Raw genomic sequence first — 19,890 nt, forward strand, 5'->3', positions numbered from 1 at the left:
CGGCGGTCTGCGCAGCCCGCGCTGCAGGTCGATTGCGCCGGCGGCGCATCACCAGCCTTGTCGATGCCGCCTCCCAGGGCCCGGTTCAGCATCAAGCCATCGGCATGTCGTTTGCCACAACAAAGCGGCAGGGGATGGGTGAATTCAACACAGGGTGGAGGTGTCATGTCCAAGCAGGATCGGTCAGGCACCGGGCGCCCGGCGGTGTTCATTGACGAGGAGTCGGCGCTCTTGATCGCGCCACCGGAATTTGCCGATCGGACACCCCGCCTGCGGCCACATGCCCAGGCCGCCTTGTTCGCGCTGGCCGCGCATGGCTATTCGCTGGTGTTGCTCAGCAGTCAGGCGGGTTCACGTCTGGCGCGCTGGTCTGCCGGCGAGGTCGCTCTGCATCAGCAACAGCTGCTCGGCCTGTTCCAGGAGGATGGCGAATCCGGCGTGACCGATGTGCTGTCGTGTCCCCACCTGCCAGGCCTGGCGGGCAAGCCGGCCTGCGATTGCCAGTTGCCTCGCGCCGGTCTGCTCTTCGAGGCGGCGCGGCGCCACGATCTGGACCTGGACCGCTGCTGGCTGATCGCCGGCGGCAAGCGCACGCGGCGTGCCGCCCGCACCGCCGGCTGCCGCAGCGTGGTGATGGGGTCGGGGCGTCATGCCGACACCAACGACCTGATGCAGGCCGCCAAGAAAATCCTCCGCAAGCACGATCCGGTGCAGGGCATGGTGTCCGCATGAAGCCGGACGACCGCGATGCCGAAGCGTGCGGCGGGTCCACGCCGCACTCGAAGCTGCACCCGGCGCTGCACGCGGCGCCCCGCTCGAGTCCCGTCCACCTCGGAAACACCCTGCCGTTGACGGCCTCGGTGGCGCCCTTGACCGGCTCGATGCCGGTGGGCGATGAGTCGCTGGCCACGGAACGCCATCGCCGTTGGTGCAATGTTCGACGGGTGCTGTTGGTGCGTCCTGACCTGCCGGAGCAGGTGCTGATGAGCACCCCCGCCTTTGCGGCGGTGCGCGAGACCTTGCCATGGGCGCACCTGACGCTGCTGGCCGCGCCGGCCACCCAGGCCTTGCGCCACCATCTGCCGGTGGTCGACGACATCATGTCCTTCCATCTTCCCTGGGTCGAGTCCGGCGCTGCCGCACTGGCCCAGGAGCCACCGACGATGCGCGGGGATGCGGAGATGCATCTGGTCCGCCGCCTGCGCCGAAGTCATTTCGATGCGGCCATCCTCTTCACCAGTCCGGCGCAGAGCGCATTTCCAGCCGCGCTGGTCTGCCGGATGGCCGGCATCGGGCTGACCCTGGCGCATGTGCGCGAGCGGGCCCACGGGCTGTTGAGCGACGAGGTGCCCGATCCCTCGCATGAAGACGCCCGCTCGCTGGCGCGTGAGGCGTCCACCGGCTGGTCGCTGCATCGGGAGATTCGTCGGCAGATCGACCTGGTGGCCCATGTGGGCCTGCGCACCGCGGATGAGCGCCTGCGGCTGAAAGTGCAGTCCCGCGACCAGACCGTGGTGCGGCAAGCCCTGCGGCAAGCGGGGGCGCGCGACGGACAACGCTATGTGCTGGCGGTGCTGCGTGACGGTGCAGTGCCTCGGTCGCGCCGATCGCCGGTGCTGTCGGCGGCATTGGACCGCCTCGCCGGGCTGGGGGCTTCCAACAGCGCCAGTGGCGACATCGTGACCGTGTTCCTGCTCCCGGACGCCTCAGACCGAGCGCTTACCGAGTCGCGGTCCGCCGTGGCGGGGGACGCCTTGGTACTGGCCACCGCGCGCACCGAGCGGTGGCTGGGCGAGTTCGCCGCGCTGGTCGAGGGCGCCTGCGGCGTCGTCTGCGAGGAGCCCTGGGTGGCGCACCTGGCGACGGCGCTGAATGTGCCGAGCGAACGGTGGGCGGACCAGGATCAACCCGAGGACGACACGGTCCGACGCCTGTCCCCGGAGCGCTCATTGCGTCGCTTGCTGGCCAAGCCCGCGCTGCGCAGCCTGCTGTCGCACCCGGAGGCGCCCAGCCAGCAGACCCACGCGCGGGCGGAATCGAGCTCGCGAAGCTACCCGGATCTCGTCTGATCACGCGACCTGATCGCCAGGACCACGGCGAGCGCCATTGCAGGCCCAGAACCAGCGTCCGGTGTAGCGCCGGATGCAGATCCAAACGCGGACCCAGGCCCGGATTCCAATTCGGATTCCGATTCGGATTCGGACTCCGATTCGGTCTCTGACTCGGACGCCGACTCGGACTCGGATTCAGATTGAGAGCAGGGCGGGCGCGGGCTGTCGGGCATGGGACAGCAGCGCGTCCAACTGGGTCGGATCGACCGGCTTGGTGAGGTGGTGATCAAAGCCGGCGGCAATGGCATCCTGCCGATCCGTGTCCTGACCCCAGCCCGTGATGGCGACCAGGACCGGACGGCGATTCAGCGGCAGCGCCCGGATCCGGCGAGCGACTTCATTGCCATTCAAATGCGGCATGCCGATGTCCAGCAGGCACACATCCGCCGGTTGGCGCTCGAATTCGGTCAGTGCTTCCTGACCGTCGAACGCCAGCGACACCCGGTGCCCTTGCAGCTCGAGCAGCACCGCCAAGCTTTCCGCCGCGTCCCGGTTGTCGTCGGCGATGAGGATGCTCAGCGGGGCGGCCCCGTCCGCGTCGATGGCCGGCTGCACGCTGTCGGTGGCGACCACCGGACGAAGGGGCATGCGCACGGTGAACCGGCTGCCGCGACCGGCACCCTCGCTGTGGGCGTCGATGCCGCCGCCGTGCAACGCCACCAGACCGCGCGTCAGGGCCAGGCCGATGCCCAGCCCGTCATTGACGCGCTCGGTCCCGCGCCGCAACTGGGTGAACATGGTGAAGACCTCGTCCAGCGATTCCGGCGGAATGCCGATGCCGTTGTCGCTGACCTCGATCATGACCTCCTGATCGGTCGACGACGGTTCCGACGCATCGGCACGCGGGGTTGCACGGGTCCAGGCGCGCACCGTCAACTCGCCGTGCGCGTCGGTGTATTTGGCGGCATTGGTCAGCAGATTGGCCACCACCTGGGACAGTCGCAGGGCATCGGCCTCGAAGCGCACCGGTTCGGTCGGCAGCGAGACGCGCAACTGATGGCCCTTGGCGTCGATCGCCGGCCGTGCGGTTTCGATCGCGGCTTCGATGATGGCCGACAACTCCACCTCCGCCAGCCGCAGGGACAGCACACCGCGGGTGATGCGCGAGATGTCCAGCAGATCGTCCAGCAACAAGGCCATGTGCTGGACCTGGCGTTCGATCACCGCATGGCTCCAGAGCTTCTGCGCTTCGGTGGCGCGCGGTGAGTTGGACAGCAGGGCCGCCTGGCGGATCGGCGCCAGCGGATTGCGCAGCTCATGGGCCAGGGTGGCGAGGAACTCATCCTTGCGTCGGTCGGCGTCCCGCAGCTCGCGCTCATAGCGCTTGCGGTCGGAGACGTCCGAGAACCACAGGGCGATCGATCCACGCACCGGCGAGGCGATGCACTGGAAGGTCCCGTGGTCGGCCATGGTGAGTTCGAACGCCCGGTTGTGGTGGCGCGTCACCACCGCCACGCAGTGTTCCAAGGCCTCCGGCTGGGTGCGCCAGCAGCCGGGCATCAGGCGATTCAGCGGCTGATGCAGCAGCGCCGCGCGCGGGGCGCCGATGGCATCGGCGGCGGCGCTGTTGAGGTAGGTGAGGCAGAAGTCGTCGATCGCACCGGCTGCATCGTGGGAAGGCGTGAGCACGCAGAAGGGCGCCGCGGAGGCGTCCAGCACCGCCTCGAAGCGATGCTGGGATTCCTCCAGATCAGCTTTGGCGCGCGCCCGCTCGGTATGGACGATGCCCTTGCGGGCACACAGGTCGGTCAGCGCGATCTCTCGGTCGGTGATCGCTCTCGGTTGGGCGAACTGGATGCTGATGATCCCCAGCAGCTCGCCGCTTTCGCTGATCAGGGGCGTGCTGTGGGCGGCGCGAAGGCCACAGGCCTGCGCCAGCGGTCGAAGATCGAGGCAGCGGGCATCGGTCTCGAAGTCGTTGACGATGATGCGCTCCCGCCGCTGCTGCGCCATGCCGCAGGTGCCGCCGCCGGCCAGCATGAGCTGTTGGATCCGGGCGAGTGTGGGGGCGTCGTATCCGGTCGAGGCTTCGATGCGCAGCACCGGGTGGTTCGGGTCCGGGTCGAGCAGCGACAGCAGGCCATGCTCGGCCTGATGCAGGTCCACCACCGCTTCCAGCACCAGCTGGAGTTGCTGCTGCAAGGCGCGGGTGTCGAGCAGCCGGCTGCTGAGGTCCTGCAGACGGTGCAGGTCGTCGATCTGCCGGCTCAACGCAAGCTGGGTGTCCTGAAGCTGGGTCTCCATGTGCTTGCGTTCGGTGATGTCCACCACTGCGCCGCGCAGGTGGGTCACCCGTTGATCGTCGCGGACCAGGCGCACCCGGAGCAGCAGCCATCGCACGCCGGAGGGCGTGTCCCAGGCCAGCTCATGTTCGATCCGCTCGCCGCCGCGGCTGAGCAGGGATTCCAGCCCCAATCGGCCCTGGGCCACCAGCGCCGTCGGCAACTGCCGGACCAGCCGGGCCGTCGGCACCGCCTGATCCGGCAGCGACACGCCGCACAGTCGCGCCAGGGGCGGCGACAAATAGATGGTGTCCTGCTGCTTGTCCACCTCGAACAGGCCGACATCGGTTTCCTCGGCCAGCAGCCGCAGGCGGGCCTGCGCCTGGGTGGCCCGCAGCGTGCGCTGCCGGATCAGCTCACCCAGCGCAATCAGCAGCACGCCATAGATCAGGTAGACCGAAATCGTCACCCGGCTGCCATTGTTCTGCCAGAACTCCTGGAATGTGAGCTCGTCCAGGCCGGCACTCGCCAGGCCGGCCACCAGCACCAGCGCCCCCGGCGCGCGCCCGAACCAGACGGAGGCCAAGGCCACCGCCGGCAGGAAGAACAGGAAGGGCTCGCCATTGCCGATGAACGGTCGCGCGAGCCATTGCAGCGCCATGGCCAGCAGCGCCAGCCCGACCACATAGGCCAAGCGTTGAAAGAACTGGCGGCTGGCGTCGCTGACTTGCATCCGTGGACCTTTCCTTGTCATGCAGGCCAGGCACGCGGCGATGCGGCCTGGCAGCGTGGAGATTGGATCATCCGCTCGCGTTGGCAGCTCGGAAATGTCCCGTAAAGCAGTGGGAAATCGTGACCGAACGTTTTTGCAGGCACGTTGCTTGCCCTACTTGCCGCGGCGCTTGCCATTACTGGAGATGTTCATGTTGTTGCGTCAACGGATGGGGTTGTGGGTGGTCCTGCTGGGGGCTTCTGCCGCCCATGCAGAAGCCGCCGGCAGTTTCCTGGAGGGCGCGCGTCTGGCGAGTTTGGTGCACAGCTCGGCGCAGGCCGGCAATGCCCCGTCCTCGCTCACGTCGAGGGACTCGGCCGACAGCAGGGTCTCGGCCAAAGAGACCCGGTGGTCTTCCGACGGTCGTGCCGCATCGCCCACCGGGACGCAGGCGGTCACCACCGGGACGGCCACATCAGGCACGCCCTCGCCAAAGGACGATGACGCACCCACGTCCCAGGACGTTCGCAGCGTGCTCACCTTGGTGGTGGCGCTGGCGCTGGTGGGGTGGATGCAGCGTCGGCGCCCCGATGCCTGAGGTCGTGGTGCTGCCAGGCGCGGACAAACATCCAGCGCCTCATTTCAACCAGCGGCCGCGAGCCGCTTTTTCTGCGGCCTCTGCGCCGGTTCGCCTATCGAGCTTCGCCATGAATGTTCGGAGAGAGCCTGTCGCGTGCGGCATTCAGCTCGATGACGCGAGGGTTCGGCGGAGTCGAACGTTGTCACTAGAAAATTTTTCAAACGCGGTCGCGCAAACTACTTTCATCAGGGCGCGTTGCTGCAAGAATGAGTTATGGTGATTCAAGCGCGTGATTTGAAAAGCGATTGAATCGCCGATGTGGCGGGCCTTCCGCGGCGTTGCAGGCACAGGACTGCCGGCCGCCCCGCCATGAAACCCAACAGGTGACGCGTTCGTTGATCCGATCGTCGTCACCGGATGCCCGGCAATCGTGCCGTGGTGTCCTCAACTACCAAGGATGAACCGGTGACCCATGCCTTGATCGTGGATGACGATGTCGATTCCGTCGCCACCTTGCAAGAACTGATTGCGAGCGAGAAGTTCACCGTTTCGGTGGCGCACACCTTGCGTGATGCGCGGCGGCACATCGCCCTGCAGCAGCCCGACGTGGTGCTGCTGGATCTTCAACTGCCGGACGGCAACGGCATGGAGCTGTTTTCCGATCCGCAGCTGGTGGCCAATTCGGAAGTCGTGTTGATCACCGGCCATGCCAGTCTCGACACCTCGATCCAGGCGCTGCGCCTGGGCGCGGCGGACTACCTGGTCAAGCCGATCAACATCCGTCAGCTCCAAGGTGTGCTGTCGCGGGTGATGAAGCCGGCGGCGCTGCAGGCGGAAGTGGCGGACCTGCGCTCCAACCTGGCCAACAGCGGCCACTTCGGTCTGCTGTGGGGACGCACCCCACCGATGCAGCGCATCTACGAGCAGATCTCGCGGGTGGCGGGCACCAGTGTGTCGGTGTTCATCAACGGCGAAAGCGGGACCGGCAAGGAGCTGGTGGCGCAGACGGTGCATGACCTGAGCCGCCGTCGCAAGAAGCCGTTCCTGGCGGTGAACTGCGGTGCGATCTCGCCCAATTTGATCGAGAGCGAAATCTTCGGTCATGAGAAGGGCGCATTCACCGGCGCGGACAAGCAGCACGAAGGCTTCTTCGAGCGCGCCAGTGGCGGCACCCTGTTCCTGGACGAGCTCACCGAAATGCCGCTGGAGCTGCAGGTCAAGCTGCTGCGCGTGCTGGAGACGGGCCGTTTCATGCGCGTGGGCTCCACGGTGAGCATCGATGCCGATGTGCGGGTGATTGCCGCATCCAACCGCCCGCTGCTGCAGGCGGTGCAGGCCGGCAAGCTGCGCGAGGATTTGCTCTATCGCCTGAATGTGTTCCCGATCGAGATGCCGCCGCTGCGCGACCGTCTGGACGACGTGCCGCTGCTGGCCGAGCACTTCCTGATCGGCATCGGATCGAAGGAAGGCAAGTCCAAGCGCTTCACGCCGCGGGCGCTGCAGCAGCTGCAGACCTACCGCTGGCCCGGCAATGTGCGTGAACTCCGCAATGCGGTGCAGCGCGCCTATGTCATGGCCACCGGCGACACGGTCGACGAGCAATGGCTGCCTCGCGGTGAACTCAATCCCGCCGATTCGGGATCGCCGCAGGGCGGAGCTGGCGTGCCGGCCGGGGGGAGCGGTGTCTCCTCATCGGGCAGCGCCGCAATGCCTGCGGCCCAGGCCGAGGTGTCTGGGCCGTCCGTGGTGATGCCGCTGGGCAGCTCGATGGCTCAGGTGGAAAAGGCCTTCATCCTGGCCACCTTGCAGCACTACAAGCACCACAAGGAACAGACGGCGGCGGTGCTGGGCATCAGCCTCAAGACGCTCTACAACCGCTTGAAGGAATATGCGGCCGAAGATGCCGCAGCGGCCGACAACGCCTGAGTTTCAGGACGCCAGGCCTGTGCTGGCGTGTGATGTGAGATGACGACGAAGGGGCTGGCGTGAGCCGGCCCCGGGGCGAGGGCTCGCAGCGGGCCGTCGCACCGCGCCCGGATCTCCGGGCGACAGACAGCGGATCCAAGCAGCCGGCTCTCCGAGACCGAGGTGACAAAGAACCAGGGTCCCACAAGGGCCCTGAGTTCTTTTCAGGCCTGCTCGGCCGTTTGGCCCGTTCGGCCCCTTGGCCGCTTGGCCGCTTGGCCGCCCGACTCGCATGGGCATGCGGACTGCCTGAGCATCGGCATCTGAATGCGCAGGAGCTCCGATGAGTTTGCGATGGGTGTCCGACTGCGAGCCCGGCTTGCGCCGCCAGCGCGCCGGCAAGGGATTTCGCTATATCGATGCGTCAGGTCGCTCGGTGCGCGACCCGGAGGTGCTTCGCCGCATCCGCGCGCTGGCCATTCCGCCGGCGTATGAGCAGGTCTGGATCTGTGCGCGCGAGGACGGTCATATCCAGGCCACCGCGCGTGATGCGAAGGGCCGCAAGCAGTACCGCTACCACGCCGACTGGATGGCCCTGCGCGGTGACAACAAGTTCGGCTCGCTGACCGACTTCGCCGCCGGCCTGCCGCGCCTGCGTCGTCAGGTGCAGCGGCGCCTGGGCGATCGCGGCCTGGGTCGAGACCGGGTGATTGCCGCATTGGTGCGGCTGCTGGACCGCACCTGGATGCGCATCGGCCACCGGGAATATGCCCGCACCAATGGGTCCTACGGCCTGAGCACGCTGCTGTGCCGGCATGTGAAGGTCAGCGGCGATGCGCTGCTGCTGAGCTTCGTCGGCAAGAGTGGGGTCCGCCATCAACTGGCGGTGAAGGATGAGCGGGTGGCCGCCTTGGTCCGCCATTGCCGCGACCTGCCGGGTCAGGAGCTCTTCGGCTATGAAGATGAGCAGGGCGAACCGCACCGCATCGATGCGTCCGATGTGAATGACTGGTTGGCGCGGGTCGGCAGTCCGACCTGCAGCGCCAAGGTGTTTCGCACCTGGCATGCCAGTGTGTTGGCGCTGGATCTGTTGCAGGCGCAGGCGCGTGCAGGTCGGGCGCCTGCGGCCGCACTGAAGGACGTGCTGACCCAGGTGGCCGGGCGTTTGGGCAACACCGTGGCGGTGTGCCGCAAGTCGTATGTGCATCCGGCCGTCATCGACTGGGCCAGCGCCGATCAGTTCGATCAGTTGCCCGTTCAACCGTGGATGCGCGAACCGCCGTCGGTGGCCGGTTTGAGCGTACCTGAGCGTCGGCTGATCGGTTTGCTGCGTGCGACGGCTTCGGCGCAGGTCGGCGCGGCAGCCTCTGCGGCCGTGGTCACGGTGACGGCCTCACCCGCTCCGTCGCCCAGTCATGCCAAACGCGACACCCGGCGCCGTTCAGCGGCGGGTCGCGATGCCGCCCAGCGGGGTCGGGCATCCGGGGCGAGGGCGCCCAATCAGCCGACGACCGCCGTCAAAGCGCCGAAGGGATCGACGAAGCAAACAGCGATGGCCGCAACCTGACCGACAGCGCCGAGCCCACGCCTGTTGTGCGATCGGGCTCATCCAGCATCTGAGCCGGGCTCGCCGCCCGCAGCGGATCGGGCGACGGCAGTGGCGACACCGCAGTGAGCAACTGATCGACCAGCGGCTCCCACGCGTTGAAGCGGCCGTCCGGCTCGCGCAGCGGCGACAGACGCCATTCGGTTTCGCCGCCGCTGTCTAGCAGCACGCTGCGTGCGCCGGCACGGTGACCGGCTTCGACATCATCCAGCGTGTCGCCAATCATCCAAGAGCGCGCCAGGTCCAGCCCATGGGCGCGCGCGGCGCGCGTCAGCATGCCCGGCGCCGGCTTGCGACACAGACAGGCGGGGCGGCCGCGGGCGTCCGGGCTGTGCGGGCAGACGGCCACGTCCTCGATCTGGACACCGAACTCCTCCTGGAGGCGACGCTCCAGCACATCCTGCAGTCGGGCGAACTGGGCGCGCGAGAAATAGCCGCGCGCGATGCCGCTTTGGTTGGTCACGATCACCACCGCCAGTCCCGCTTCACGCAACCGGGCGATCGCTGCGCCTGCGCCGGGCATGAAGCGCACCGGGTTGGGATCAGCGAGGTCGGCCGGCAGGGGCTCGATCAAGGTGCCATCCAGGTCCACGAACACGCCCGGTCGCAACGGCCGGGCCGAGGCCGGCGAACCGACCAGCTTGGCCATCAGGAAATCGTTGAGGGTGGTGCTCAAGGGGGGCCTCACGGACTGATGGAAGAATGGGCAGAGAAGGCGGAGAGGGCGGTGGTGCTGCTCGCGGCGGTCGCTGCGGAGGCCGCTGCGACCAGTGGCGCCGCCAACACGTCATCCCGTCGCGGCTCGGCCGTCAGGAAGCGGTCGACCGTCGTCGGGATCGCAGCCGGGGCGGTGCCGCTGAAGGCCAGGGTCGGCGCCATCGGCATCAGCGCTTCCCGCACCGCGCGGGCCACCTGCAGCGGATTGCGCAGGCGGCTGTCGTCGATGTGGCTGAAGCGCAGGGGTTTCGGGTCACCCACCGTGGCGTGCAGCGCATGCGCGCGGCCGATGCGGCCCCAGCCGACCGATCCCCCGGCACCCGCTTCCGGCCAGCCCGGCGTGGTGGTGTAGGAGATGTTGACGATGTGACCGCCGGTGCCCTGGCGCAGCATTTGGGCGCTGGCCGGTCGGGTCATGGCCAGCGGTGCGCTGGCATCGACCGAGGCATGCTGGATCAGCGCGTCGAGCCGGCCGAACTGCCGCACCACGGCGTCGACCACGGTGGCGCATTGGCTGGCATCCCCGCCATCCAGTGCCAGCGGCAGCACCTGGATGCCGCGCTCACCCAGCACGGCGGCGCAGTCCTGGGCGCGTTGGAGGTCAGTGTCGGTCAACACCACCCGCATTCCGGTCTCGCCCAGCACCTGCGCAATCGCGGCACCCAGTCCACGACTGCCGCCGGCGATCAGCGCGACGCCGCCTTGCAGCGAGCCACTCGCGATCGGTGCGCGCAAGGCGATCAGCGCAGCGGGCTCGGTGTCTGGGAAGGGGTCGGCAGCGACGTGGGTCAGGCTGGACGTCGAGAAGGGGTCAGCGGCTTGGGGTTGGGCATCCATGATGGCGAAGATCCTGTACTTGAAAACGTGAAGGCTTGTGGAACGAATGAGCGCGATTCTTCGAGGCACGCCTGACGTCGCCTCACGGTACGGACAAGAAAAAGCAAGACCTACAACTACAGGTGATGTGAGGGCGGCAGATACACCTTGATTCGCCACCCCTCTCTGTCAGCAACGCGCACGCGTGGCTCCAACGAGGAGCCATGGCAGGCGGCGTGCCGGACGTCGTCTTTGGAGGTGTTTGTGGTCGCTGTTCGCCCAGTTGATCGAAGCTGCTCGATGAGGCCGTCGTCGCTCGGTGGCTGACGCTCGGCGGCTGACGCTCGGCGATTGCGTGCTGGCAAGGCGGTTGGCCTGCAGAGATGTGCCGGATCGCGCGTCAGGTCGAGGTGGGGGCAAGGCGGGGCGGGCGGGAACGCTTCCCCTGGCCTGACGAGAACCTTCGCCGAAGCTACAGCGCTCGCAGAGAGAGGGGCATCGGTGTTAAGCGCACACCCGATCGTGGGGTGACTGCGGTCACCGCTGAGGGAAGGGATCAGACGGGTGATCGGGGTGGTGCGTCGTGACGGCAGTCGACGGTGCCGCTCAGCGGGCTTCCATCCAGGGACTGATGGGCTCGCATGCCGGGCGCAAGGCCCTGGCGGAGGCGAGGCGGCCCGGCGGCGGGAAGGTGGGCTCACCCGGACGACCTTGCTGTGGGCCATTGCCCAGCGTGGGGTCACCGGCGGTGCCGCCCTCCAACCCGCCGACCGAGCCATGGATGCCGCGTGGCGGGGGCAGCAATTCGGCCAGCCGGGCCAGCGTGCGGCGCACGTCCAGCGGCTTGGCCCACAGCTCCTGGAAGCCGGCGCCGAGGGCGTCGAAATCGGAATCGGCGGTCACCGCAATCGCCGGCACCTGTGCCCAGCCGCGACGCATGCGCAGCAGCTTGAGCAGCTCCGCGCCATGGCAGTCCGGCAGGTTGAGGTCGACCAGCAGCAGTTGCGGCTGCAGGCGTGCACTCAGTCGCCAGGCGGGCATGCCGGCTTCTGCGACATGCAATCGCAGATCACGTCGTTGCTCAAACATCGCTTCCATGACGATGACGTTGAGCGGGCTGTCCTCCACGTACAGCACTGAGGTGAGACCGTCGTTCATCTTGTTCGCTCCTTCCCTGCGAAAAGGTGATCGCGATCAGGGGCAAGTGTCGTGCCCGTTTCAATCCCACGTGATTGGGAGCACGGTCATCGCATTCGCCACCGGCGCGTCTTTCGTTCCCTCTGGACTTCGCCCGATGCAGTCATTACCGCATGTGTCCATGGTTTCGTCGACAGCGTGTTACGAAAAAGAGGGGACTTGGCGGGCTTGCGCCTTGCCTGGATTCGGCTATCTCCACTCGGCTTCGTGCCGGAGGTCCCCATGGCCACCCCCATCGACTCCATCGACTCCAGCGACCCCGCCAGCATTGATCGCGGCACGCCGGCCTCGCCCGGCTCGCCGGGCGCACGGGAGGATCGCCCCACCAGTTTCGGTGTCTACAAGCCGGTGGGCCACCTGGTGATCAGCTTCCCCTCCGCAGAACATGCCGATGCCGCGCGGCAGGCGCTCGGCGATTTGCCGATCGCGCCCGAGGACATCCATGCCTACACCGATCGCGAGATGGTGGCGCAGGTGGCCGACGACCTGCGACAGGCCAGTCCCCTGGCCGCCATCGGCCAGGAGATCAACCTGTTGCGTAGCCATGGCGAGTTGGCTGAGCGGGGCTATCACTTCCTGGCAGTGAAGGCCGAAAACGACGAACAGGCCCGTCAGATTGCCGACCTCGCCCAGCGCCATGAGGCCGAACGGGCCCAGTACTACGGCCATTTCATCATCGAGGAAATGATCGAGCGTGAGGTCGGACGTCCGCAGGTGGCGGAGTCGCCGGACCGCGGGCTCGACACGCATCCCAAGCCGCCGCTGCCCCGATGAACCGGGGGCCGCCACACCGGCCATGACCCCTGATGAGGTCGCCCGGCATGCGGCTTGCCAAACAAGCGCACCACCGACCGAAATTGTTCGGTCCTGACCATCAACCCGAAAGGATTTCTCCATGTCCACGACGCCCAGCAACGAAAAGACCGACAAGACGGTTCCGTTCACCACCTCGGAGGATGCTGCCAAGGCCTCCGTCGCCCAAGCTGCTTCGTCGGCTTCGGCTGCGGTGAAGAACGGCGCGACGCCGTCCAGCACCACCGGTGTGGACCTGGTGAATCGCGTGGCGCAGACTGCCCATGCCACCATCGACAAGCTGGCCAACCAGGCCACCCCGGCGGTGCAGCATTTGCAGAAAAGCCTGGAGGACACCGGTGATCTGCTGCATCAGCGCGCCGACCAGGCCCGCAACGTGGGCAACGAGTGGTGCGAGAGCCTGCGCGGCAGCGTGCGTCAGCATCCGCTGGCGGCCGTCGGCACGGCCCTGGCGGTGGGCCTGCTCATCGCTCGCCTGACGCGCTGACCGCGGCGCGCCCATGAGCGATCCGCGTCGCGACTCTCTGCCTCCTGCCGCTTCGACCGATGCGGGCGCCTTGTCGGGCGCGTCCTCCCAGGTGCCTGTACCGCCGCGTCCGCCGGCGGCGCCTCCACCGTTCCCCGGTGACGGCGCCGCCGATGGCTGGGGCGGCGTCCGACCCACGCCCGAGGCCGGCGTCCACCAGGATCGACCTGCCGATGCAGGGCCGATCCCGGGCGCTGGCGACGGCTATCAGGCGCACCCCGGCACGGGTGCGAGTCCGGGTGCAGCGGACGGCACGTCGTCCGCGCCGCCCGACATCGGCTGGATGGGTGACCTGAAAGGCCTGACCGGCTCGCTGCGGGGCATGGTTCAAGGGCGGCTGCTGTTGCTGTCCCTGGAGCTGCAGCGGGCGCAGCAGGGCCTGATGAGCCTGGTCGTGCTGCTGGTCGTGGCGGCGATTGCGGGCGCCACCGCCTGGCTGGCGCTGTGGGCCGGCCTGGCGGCGTTGGCGGTGCAACTGGGGCTGTCCTGGCCCTGGGCCTGTGCGGCGGTGCTGGGTGCCAATCTGCTGCTGTTGCTGTGGATGGTGGCTGCGATGAAATCGTTGATGCCCTTGCTGTCGCTCCCGGCTTCCCGTCGCCAGTTCCACTGGCTGTTCAACGACCCACAGGATGCTCCGGCACCTCCCGACGATGGCCGCACCGCTACCACCCCCTGAGTCCCTGGACGAGCTGTCCGCCCACATCGATCTGATCGAGCTGCGTGTGGTTCAGCGCGACATGGCCTTCCATCGGCATTGGCAGTCGCTCCAGCACCGGGGCAAGGCGGCCCTGGCGCCGACGCGCTGGCTGTTGCCGCTGGCCGGCGTCGGTTCCAGCTGGCTGTTCATGCGCTTGTTCCGCCGCAAGCCGCCGCGAGGTCGACACGGACGTCATGACGCGCCGGTGCATGCGGCGCATCCGACCGCCCACGCGCGACATGCCCATGCGACCGAATCGCCTGGTCATGATGCCAAGCGGCCGGAGGTCGGCTTGCTCCAGACCCTGACCTTGCTGTGGGGACTGATGCCGGCGCACATGCGTCAGAAGCTCGGACCCGAAACGACGCAACTGGTGTTGGGGGTGGTGGCCGGCTTCATCGAAGGTCGTCGCCGTCAAAGGCCGAAGGCGGGAGAGCCGTCCGCTGAGGCTCCCGGCGCGGCTGCGCGCAGCAGCGGCGACTGATCAGTCGAGCGCCGGCGTTGAAGTCCAACGGCTGAACGCCCGGTTCCTCACTCGCGAATTGCCCACGATGTCCAGTGCTGGAGATCGTGGGCGTTTTTCATGGGGGCGCCCATGCAAGGCTGGACCCACGCCGGCAGTTGTTGCACGTAAGAAGGGCCCGCATCGCGGGCCCTGAGGGTCTCGTCACACGCCGGGCTGACCGTACCGATGCAAGGCGGTCAGACGTCGCCGGCGACGCTGGTCGCGGGAATCGCCGTGGCGCGTGGCGCGTGATGCGTGATGCGTGAGGGCTGCAATCAGGCGGCTTGACGCGCTTGATCGCGCAGCAATCGGATCTGATCGTGATTGCGAAGCACGCCGGCCATCTGGCGCTGAACCACGTCCATCACGCCGGCGGGCAGATCCTTCTGGGCCGCCTTGCGGTAGCGTGCCACCGCGACATCCTCGCCGCGTTCGCATTCTTCCAGCATGGCCACGTCGCTGTAGCCGGTGAGGGTGCCCTTCACGGCGACCCAGCCGCGGTGCATGGCGCCGGAGGTGCTGCCATCTTCTTCCGGCTTGCCGCCGTGCTGACGCACCAGTTGCTGAAGCTCCGAACTGGCTTGGCGGCATTCGGCAGCGCGCTGCGCGAAGACTTCGCGCAGGCTGGTGCTGCGCACATGCTCGGCGCAGCTCAGGAAACCGTACTCGCCGTCTTTGCAGGTCTCGATGAGCGTATTGAGCTCGTCGTTGATGTCCTTGTTGTCCATGGGGAAGGCCTTTCAGGAAGTGGTGGGGATGAGGCTGATTCAGCAAGGCGCATACCCGGCCGCGTTCCTGGTCATCAAGCAAATCGGGCATCGCTTCACAGCGATGCCCGACCCATTTGACATGACGGTCAGCGGCTTCTTGCTGCGGCTGTCATCCCGCCACCACCGGCCGTCCCATCGCCCGGGCCAGCGCATCCAGCACCTGTGCCGGGGAGGCCGGCTTGCGCAGCACCGGGAAGGACGATTCCGCCGTCAGCGCCGTGCTGTAGCCGCTGATCAGCACGATCGGCAATCCCGGTCGGCGGCGACGCAGCTCCCGCGCCAGCGCCTGGCCGTCCATCGCGCCCGGCATCACCACATCCGACAGCACGACGTCGATCGCCGCACCGCTGCCGTATTGGCGCAGGGCTTCCTCCGCATCGTGCGCCGTGACCACCTGGCAGGAGAAGCTGCGCAGCAGGCTGGCGGTGACGCGGTTCAATTCATCGTTGTCTTCGACCAGCAGCACGCGCACGCCCGAGAGGCTGCCCGGCTCCGCCGTCTTTTCGGGCCGCACCGCCGGCGCGCTGGTGCGAGCCGGCAGCAGCAGGGTGACGGTGGTGCCATGGCCCGGTTGGCTGGCCACCCGCGCGGTGCCTCCGGCCTGCACGCAAAAGCCCATCACCTGGCTCAGCCCCAGCCCGGTGCCCTTGCCGACGGCCTTGGTGGTGAAGAAGGGCTCGAACACCCGTGGTTGGACGTCTTCAGGGATGCCGTCGCCATGGTCGGTGAAGGTGATGACGACATAGTCGCCCGGGGCCAGGTCGTGCTGATCAAAGGACTCCGCATTGCGCGCCTCCAGCACGATCTCGCCCACGCCGTTGGTGGCATCGCGGGCATTGAGCGCGATGTTGATCAGCGCCAGCTCCAGCTCCGACGGATCGACCAGCACGCTCTGCGTGTCCGGCGCGACCGTCATCGCGAACTGCATCCGCTTGCCCAGCACCGTGACCAGCAGCTCACGCATCTCGCTCAGCGTGGAGTTCAAGTCCACCACCTGCGGATGCACCGGCTGTCGACCCGCCACCCGCAGCAGATGCTGCGTCAGCCGGCTGCCGACCTCGACCGACCGCATGATTGCGCCGATCGGCATGGCCAGGGTGTCCGCATGCGGACTGCGTTGCAGCAGGTGTGCGCTGTTGCTGATCACGCCCAGCAGGTTGTTGAAGTCGTGGGCCACGCCGCCAGTGAGGCGCCCCAGCGCCGCCGTGCGTTGCGTGTTCGAACTGCGCTGTTCGGCCTCACGGGTGCGCTCGATCGCTTCATTCACCCGGTGCTGCAGCTCGCTGCGGCCCTGGCGGATCGCCGCGCTCGCATCCTCCAGCGCCAGCGCCACCGCATCGCATTCGGCCACGCCGGTCGGCGGCGCGGTGACGGGCTCGCCCGCGCGCAGCTTGTTCGCGATCTCATTGAGCTCCTGGATCGGCATCGAGATGCGACGGGCAATCCAGCGCGCGGCGATGAAACCGCTCAGCAACAGGATCAGTGCGCCGATCACGATCGGCTGCAGGGCCCGCGCGCGCCCCCCGAGCAAGGTCTGCCGCGGGATCGCGGTGAGGAAGGTCCAGCCCTGCGGCGAGGTGCTGTAGTAGCCGATCACCGGCTGCCCATCGAGGTTGGTCGACTCGAACACCGATTCGCTGCGGGAGGCCAGCATCCGACGGATGTCGTCGGTGGCGCCTCGGCCCGCATAACTCACCCCGCCCGGATGGCGTGCCACCACGGTGCCGCTGGCGTCCATGATGGTGGCCGTCCATTCCGGCGGCAGCTGCTGCTTGTCGATGACCTGCTGCAACTCCTGCGGCATCAGCGTCACCGCCAGGTTGAGCAGCACCCGGCCGTTGCGCTCCACCGGCTGGACGATGGCGGCGCGCAACTCGCCGGTCGTCGGATCCGGTTGAAGCGCGCCAAAGACCGGACGGTCCACCAGCGGGGCCGGCGTGCCGCGACCCATGGCCGATGCCGCATGGTTGGCCGGGGACGCGGCGGGCGATGTCGCTGCTGCAGACAGTGTCGATGGGGGGGATGACAGGGCGGCTTCGTTCGAATTGGTCGCGAGGTTCGGGGAGAGCGACTGACCGGGGGCGCCTTCAGCCGGTCCGAGACCGCGCGAGCCGCCTGCCGGGACGCGGGTGGTGAACAGGGTGCGGTCGCCGGCCGTCAGCTCGACCCAGCCGCCCAGGCCCTGCATGGCGCGACGCGACTGCAGCTCCAGCGTGGCCAGTTCTTCGGGCGACAGCTGCGGTGCGTTGTCCAGCATCTGGGACAGGGACAGCACCCGTGCAATGCCGGCACGCTGCGTCAGTTCCCGGTCCACCACCATCGACAGCGCGCGGGTGTTGTCCCGCATGCGTCGCACCAGGGCATCGCGCTCGTCGTTCCAGGTCTGCCAACTGACCCACAGCGCCGCCAGTACGCCCGGCAGCATCACGGAAACAACCAACAACAGCAGACGGGTACGGATCGACAAGGGCATGGGCTGAGCAGACAAGGCCGTACGGGCGCGCCAGAGCGGCAGGGCTCTGGCGCCGCGACGGCGCGGCAGAGGGTGGGCGGTGCTGTTCAATTCGGGTGTGGCAGTCTAAGGGCGACTAGGGGGCGACGCGCGCCGGTGTCGGCGGCACGATCGTCTGGATCTCGGTACGGGTCTCGGTCAGGGTTTCGCTCCGGGTGGTCACCGGAGCGACGTCCGGCGGGAACAGTTCGGCACTGCCGGGTGCGGCTGCGGTCGGCGGGCCGATATCCACACCCGCCAGGTCGACATCGCTGCGCGCGGGCTCGGGCGGCACCGACAGGCCGGCCACCGGCGCGCCCCGGGTCTCCGACGCCGAGTAGGTCGTGGTCTCGATGGTGGTGGTGGCAATGGTCGTGGGCTGAAGCAGCGACCGAAGGCTGGGACAGGGGCGGTCACTGCCTTGCAGGTAGACAGCCACCGGCCGCATGCGGCGGTTGCGCTGGCTGATGCTGCGCAGGCAGATCAGCAAGGGCACGGCCATCACCGCACCGGCCACGCCCCACAGCCATCCCCAGAACATGACCGACAGCAGCACCGACAGCGGATTCATTGCCAGCCGCTTGCCCACCACGAAGGGCGTGATCACATTGGCCTCCACCCCGTGAATAAGCAGATAGGCCAGTGTCGGCCCCAGGAGCGCCAAGGCGCCCCCGTCGCCCAGGGACGAGGCCAGTGAAGCGCACAGCACCAGGCCGGCCATGATCAGCGGCCCCAGGTAGGGGATGAAGTTCATCAGCGCCGCCATGGCTCCCCACAGGCCCGGATTGGGCAGGTCCACCCACCACATCACCGAGGCCGTGGCCAGGCCCACACCCGCATTGATCAGGCCGACCGAGACCACATAGCGCGAGATGTCCCGCTGTGCCGCGCGCAGCCCGCCCAGCACCATCGCCCGCAATCGCGGTCGGGGGGGCAGCAGTTCGATGCATCGCGACAGCACCCAGTGCTCGGACGCCAGGAGGAAGTACAACAGGATGGTGGTCGCTGCGGCCGACACCACGAAACGCACCCCCTGACCCAGCACCTGCGCGGTGAGCGCGATGCTTTCGCTGGCCAGGCGCTCGCGCACCGGATCATTGGCCGGCTGCGCCGCACGCCCGGCCACCCGGCGCTCGGCCGGTGGCCCGAATCCCGGCACGGTGGCGCGCCAGCGATCCACCCGGGCCAGTGCTTCGGACACCGCCTGCGGCGCGCGCTGCCACCATTGCGCCGCCGGCTCCGCCAGCAGCGCCAGCGCCAGCACCGAGGTGCCGACCAGCGTGGTCACCAGCATCGCCGCGCTGATGGCTTCAGGAATGCGGTGGTGGCGGAAGGTGCGGACGGCCGGGGCCAGCACGAAGGTGAGGATCAGCGCGGCGAGGATCGGCAGCACGATCGCACTCGCCGCCCGCAGCAGGAACAGCAACGCGATGAGCAGCAGACCACGGGACGCCCAGCGGCGTGCCGCAGGACCGGGGAGGATGATGGCGCGCAAGATGGCGGTCCCGGTTCAGCAGTCAGCGGGTGACGCGCGCGTCGCACCGCGCTGCCCGCGTCGGCAGCGTGCAGAGGCGCAGCAGGCGGGAGCCGGACAGGGCCCTGGCGTCAGCGCAGGGGCGGTCGCCAGGGCGGGCGCTGGGGATGGCGCAGGTCATGGTGGGGCTCCTCAACATTGTTCGATTTCTCGTGTGTGCAGTGCGTCGGGTGAGGATGCTGCAAGACACGCCGGTCGACCCTCGTCCAGGCTTGTCAAAGCAAACTGCGGGCCATGCGAGCGCGGTGACGGTGACATTCGTGAGGAAGTCACAGCCGCTGTCAGCCAGTTCGGGATCGACAGACCTCTCAGACCTCGTGGCAGCGGCGCAGCGGCGTGGCCGCCACCCTGAGGAAACGAGGTGGCGACGCGTCCCGCAGTCGAAGTTGTGTCGGTCGGTGTCGACGTCCACCAAGCTGGCGGCTCGATGCGCGTCACCGCGACCAGCTGCCCGCAGGGTCGGCAGGAACGACTGAAGAATCCTCCGCCGGCTTGCCGATCACAGCGCGGGTACAGACCGATTCGGTAAATGCTGCCGCAACCCTTTCCGCGCCGCAGGGGTGCGTCGGATGAGTGGGAAGGCGCTTTACTCGGCGCGGCGCCGGGAGCGCGGTTTGTAGCGGTCTGCCGCGTGCATTGACCGGCAGGCCCCGTGCCTAGGGGGTTTGCGGGGAATCGGGCGCCGCGT

The 19,890-nt window shown here is 68.0% G+C and carries 16 protein-coding genes; 9 read left to right on the plus strand and 7 right to left on the minus strand.

Annotated features, from left to right (window positions below; translation table 11 throughout):
• The first annotated feature begins 165 nt into the window (after positions 1-165).
• Both N4261_RS11880 and N4261_RS11885 read left to right on the plus strand, forming a co-directional pair.
• A complete protein-coding gene (locus N4261_RS11880; RefSeq protein WP_261760341.1) occupies positions 166-732 on the plus strand; it encodes an HAD family hydrolase in 567 nt (188 codons plus the stop codon).
• Entirely contained in the window at positions 729-2,069 is a 1,341-nt protein-coding gene (locus tag N4261_RS11885) for a glycosyltransferase family 9 protein (protein WP_261760342.1), read from the plus strand. The genes N4261_RS11880 and N4261_RS11885 overlap by 4 nt, the downstream gene beginning before the upstream one ends.
• A 177-nt stretch (positions 2,070-2,246) precedes the next feature.
• On the opposite strand, the gene N4261_RS11890 is transcribed toward N4261_RS11885, so the two are convergent.
• Positions 2,247-5,066, minus strand: a complete 2,820-nt coding sequence (locus tag N4261_RS11890; RefSeq protein WP_261760343.1) for a hybrid sensor histidine kinase/response regulator — start codon at positions 5,064-5,066, stop codon at positions 2,247-2,249.
• Between the two features lie 190 nt (positions 5,067-5,256).
• Between N4261_RS11890 and N4261_RS11895 the strand changes: the two genes are divergently transcribed.
• The 3 genes from N4261_RS11895 (at position 5,257) to N4261_RS11905 (ending at position 9,097) form a co-directional block, all read left to right on the plus strand.
• Positions 5,257-5,643 carry a hypothetical protein gene (locus N4261_RS11895; protein ID WP_261760344.1) on the plus strand — a complete coding sequence of 129 codons (387 nt, stop codon included), beginning with the start codon at positions 5,257-5,259 and terminating at the stop codon, positions 5,641-5,643.
• Positions 5,644-6,090: 447 nt separating this feature from the next.
• Complete coding sequence (locus tag N4261_RS11900; RefSeq protein WP_261760345.1) at positions 6,091-7,551, plus strand: sigma-54-dependent transcriptional regulator; 1,461 nt, start codon at positions 6,091-6,093, stop codon at positions 7,549-7,551.
• Between the two features lie 322 nt (positions 7,552-7,873).
• Positions 7,874-9,097 (plus strand): DNA topoisomerase IB, encoded by a 1,224-nt coding sequence (locus N4261_RS11905; RefSeq protein WP_261760346.1) that lies wholly within the window; start codon positions 7,874-7,876, stop codon positions 9,095-9,097.
• Here N4261_RS11905 and N4261_RS11910 read toward each other — a convergent pair.
• The 3 genes from N4261_RS11910 to N4261_RS11920 form a co-directional block, all read right to left on the minus strand.
• Positions 9,048-9,812, minus strand: coding sequence for a D-glycero-alpha-D-manno-heptose-1,7-bisphosphate 7-phosphatase (locus N4261_RS11910; protein WP_261760347.1), 765 nt, complete (start codon positions 9,810-9,812; stop codon positions 9,048-9,050). The two genes, N4261_RS11905 and N4261_RS11910, sit on opposite strands and share 50 nt — an antisense overlap.
• 8 nt (positions 9,813-9,820) lie before the next feature.
• Positions 9,821-10,690 carry an SDR family NAD(P)-dependent oxidoreductase gene (locus N4261_RS11915; protein WP_261760348.1) on the minus strand — a complete coding sequence of 290 codons (870 nt, stop codon included), beginning with the start codon at positions 10,688-10,690 and terminating at the stop codon, positions 9,821-9,823.
• A gap of 585 nt (positions 10,691-11,275) precedes the next feature.
• Positions 11,276-11,827 (minus strand): response regulator, encoded by a 552-nt coding sequence (locus N4261_RS11920; RefSeq protein WP_261760349.1) that lies wholly within the window; start codon positions 11,825-11,827, stop codon positions 11,276-11,278.
• Between the two features lie 261 nt (positions 11,828-12,088).
• Here N4261_RS11920 and N4261_RS11925 point away from each other — a divergent pair, with 261 nt between their 5' ends.
• From N4261_RS11925 to N4261_RS11940, 4 genes are all read left to right on the plus strand, one after another.
• Positions 12,089-12,640, plus strand: a complete 552-nt coding sequence (locus N4261_RS11925; RefSeq protein ID WP_261760350.1) for a hypothetical protein — start codon at positions 12,089-12,091, stop codon at positions 12,638-12,640.
• 121 nt (positions 12,641-12,761) lie between these two features.
• Positions 12,762-13,166, plus strand: coding sequence for an ElaB/YgaM/YqjD family protein (locus tag N4261_RS11930; protein ID WP_261760351.1), 405 nt, complete (start codon positions 12,762-12,764; stop codon positions 13,164-13,166).
• Between the two features lie 13 nt (positions 13,167-13,179).
• The gene (locus N4261_RS11935; protein WP_261760352.1) at positions 13,180-13,881 is read left to right on the plus strand and encodes a hypothetical protein; all 702 of its coding nucleotides are present in this window, start codon (positions 13,180-13,182) and stop codon (positions 13,879-13,881) included.
• Complete coding sequence (locus N4261_RS11940) at positions 13,856-14,386, plus strand: hypothetical protein (RefSeq protein WP_261760353.1); 531 nt, start codon at positions 13,856-13,858, stop codon at positions 14,384-14,386. Before N4261_RS11935 ends, N4261_RS11940 begins: the two co-directional genes overlap by 26 nt.
• Positions 14,387-14,682: 296 nt before the next feature.
• Here the strand turns inward: N4261_RS11940 and N4261_RS11945 are convergent, their stop codons facing one another.
• The 3 genes from N4261_RS11945 to N4261_RS11955 form a co-directional block, all read right to left on the minus strand.
• Positions 14,683-15,135 (minus strand): ferritin-like domain-containing protein, encoded by a 453-nt coding sequence (locus tag N4261_RS11945; RefSeq protein ID WP_261760354.1) that lies wholly within the window; start codon positions 15,133-15,135, stop codon positions 14,683-14,685.
• Positions 15,136-15,286: 151 nt separating this feature from the next.
• Positions 15,287-17,740: an ATP-binding protein gene (locus N4261_RS11950; RefSeq protein WP_261760355.1), complete on the minus strand. Its 2,454-nt coding sequence runs from the start codon at positions 17,738-17,740 to the stop codon at positions 15,287-15,289.
• A gap of 25 nt (positions 17,741-17,765) precedes the next feature.
• Positions 17,766-19,163: an AI-2E family transporter gene (locus tag N4261_RS11955; RefSeq protein WP_261760356.1), complete on the minus strand. Its 1,398-nt coding sequence runs from the start codon at positions 19,161-19,163 to the stop codon at positions 17,766-17,768.
• Positions 19,164-19,890: the final 727 nt, after the last annotated feature.

It is taken from the genome of Roseateles amylovorans, from assembly GCF_025398155.2.
GTDB classification, from domain to species: domain Bacteria; phylum Pseudomonadota; class Gammaproteobacteria; order Burkholderiales; family Burkholderiaceae_C; genus Roseateles; species Roseateles amylovorans.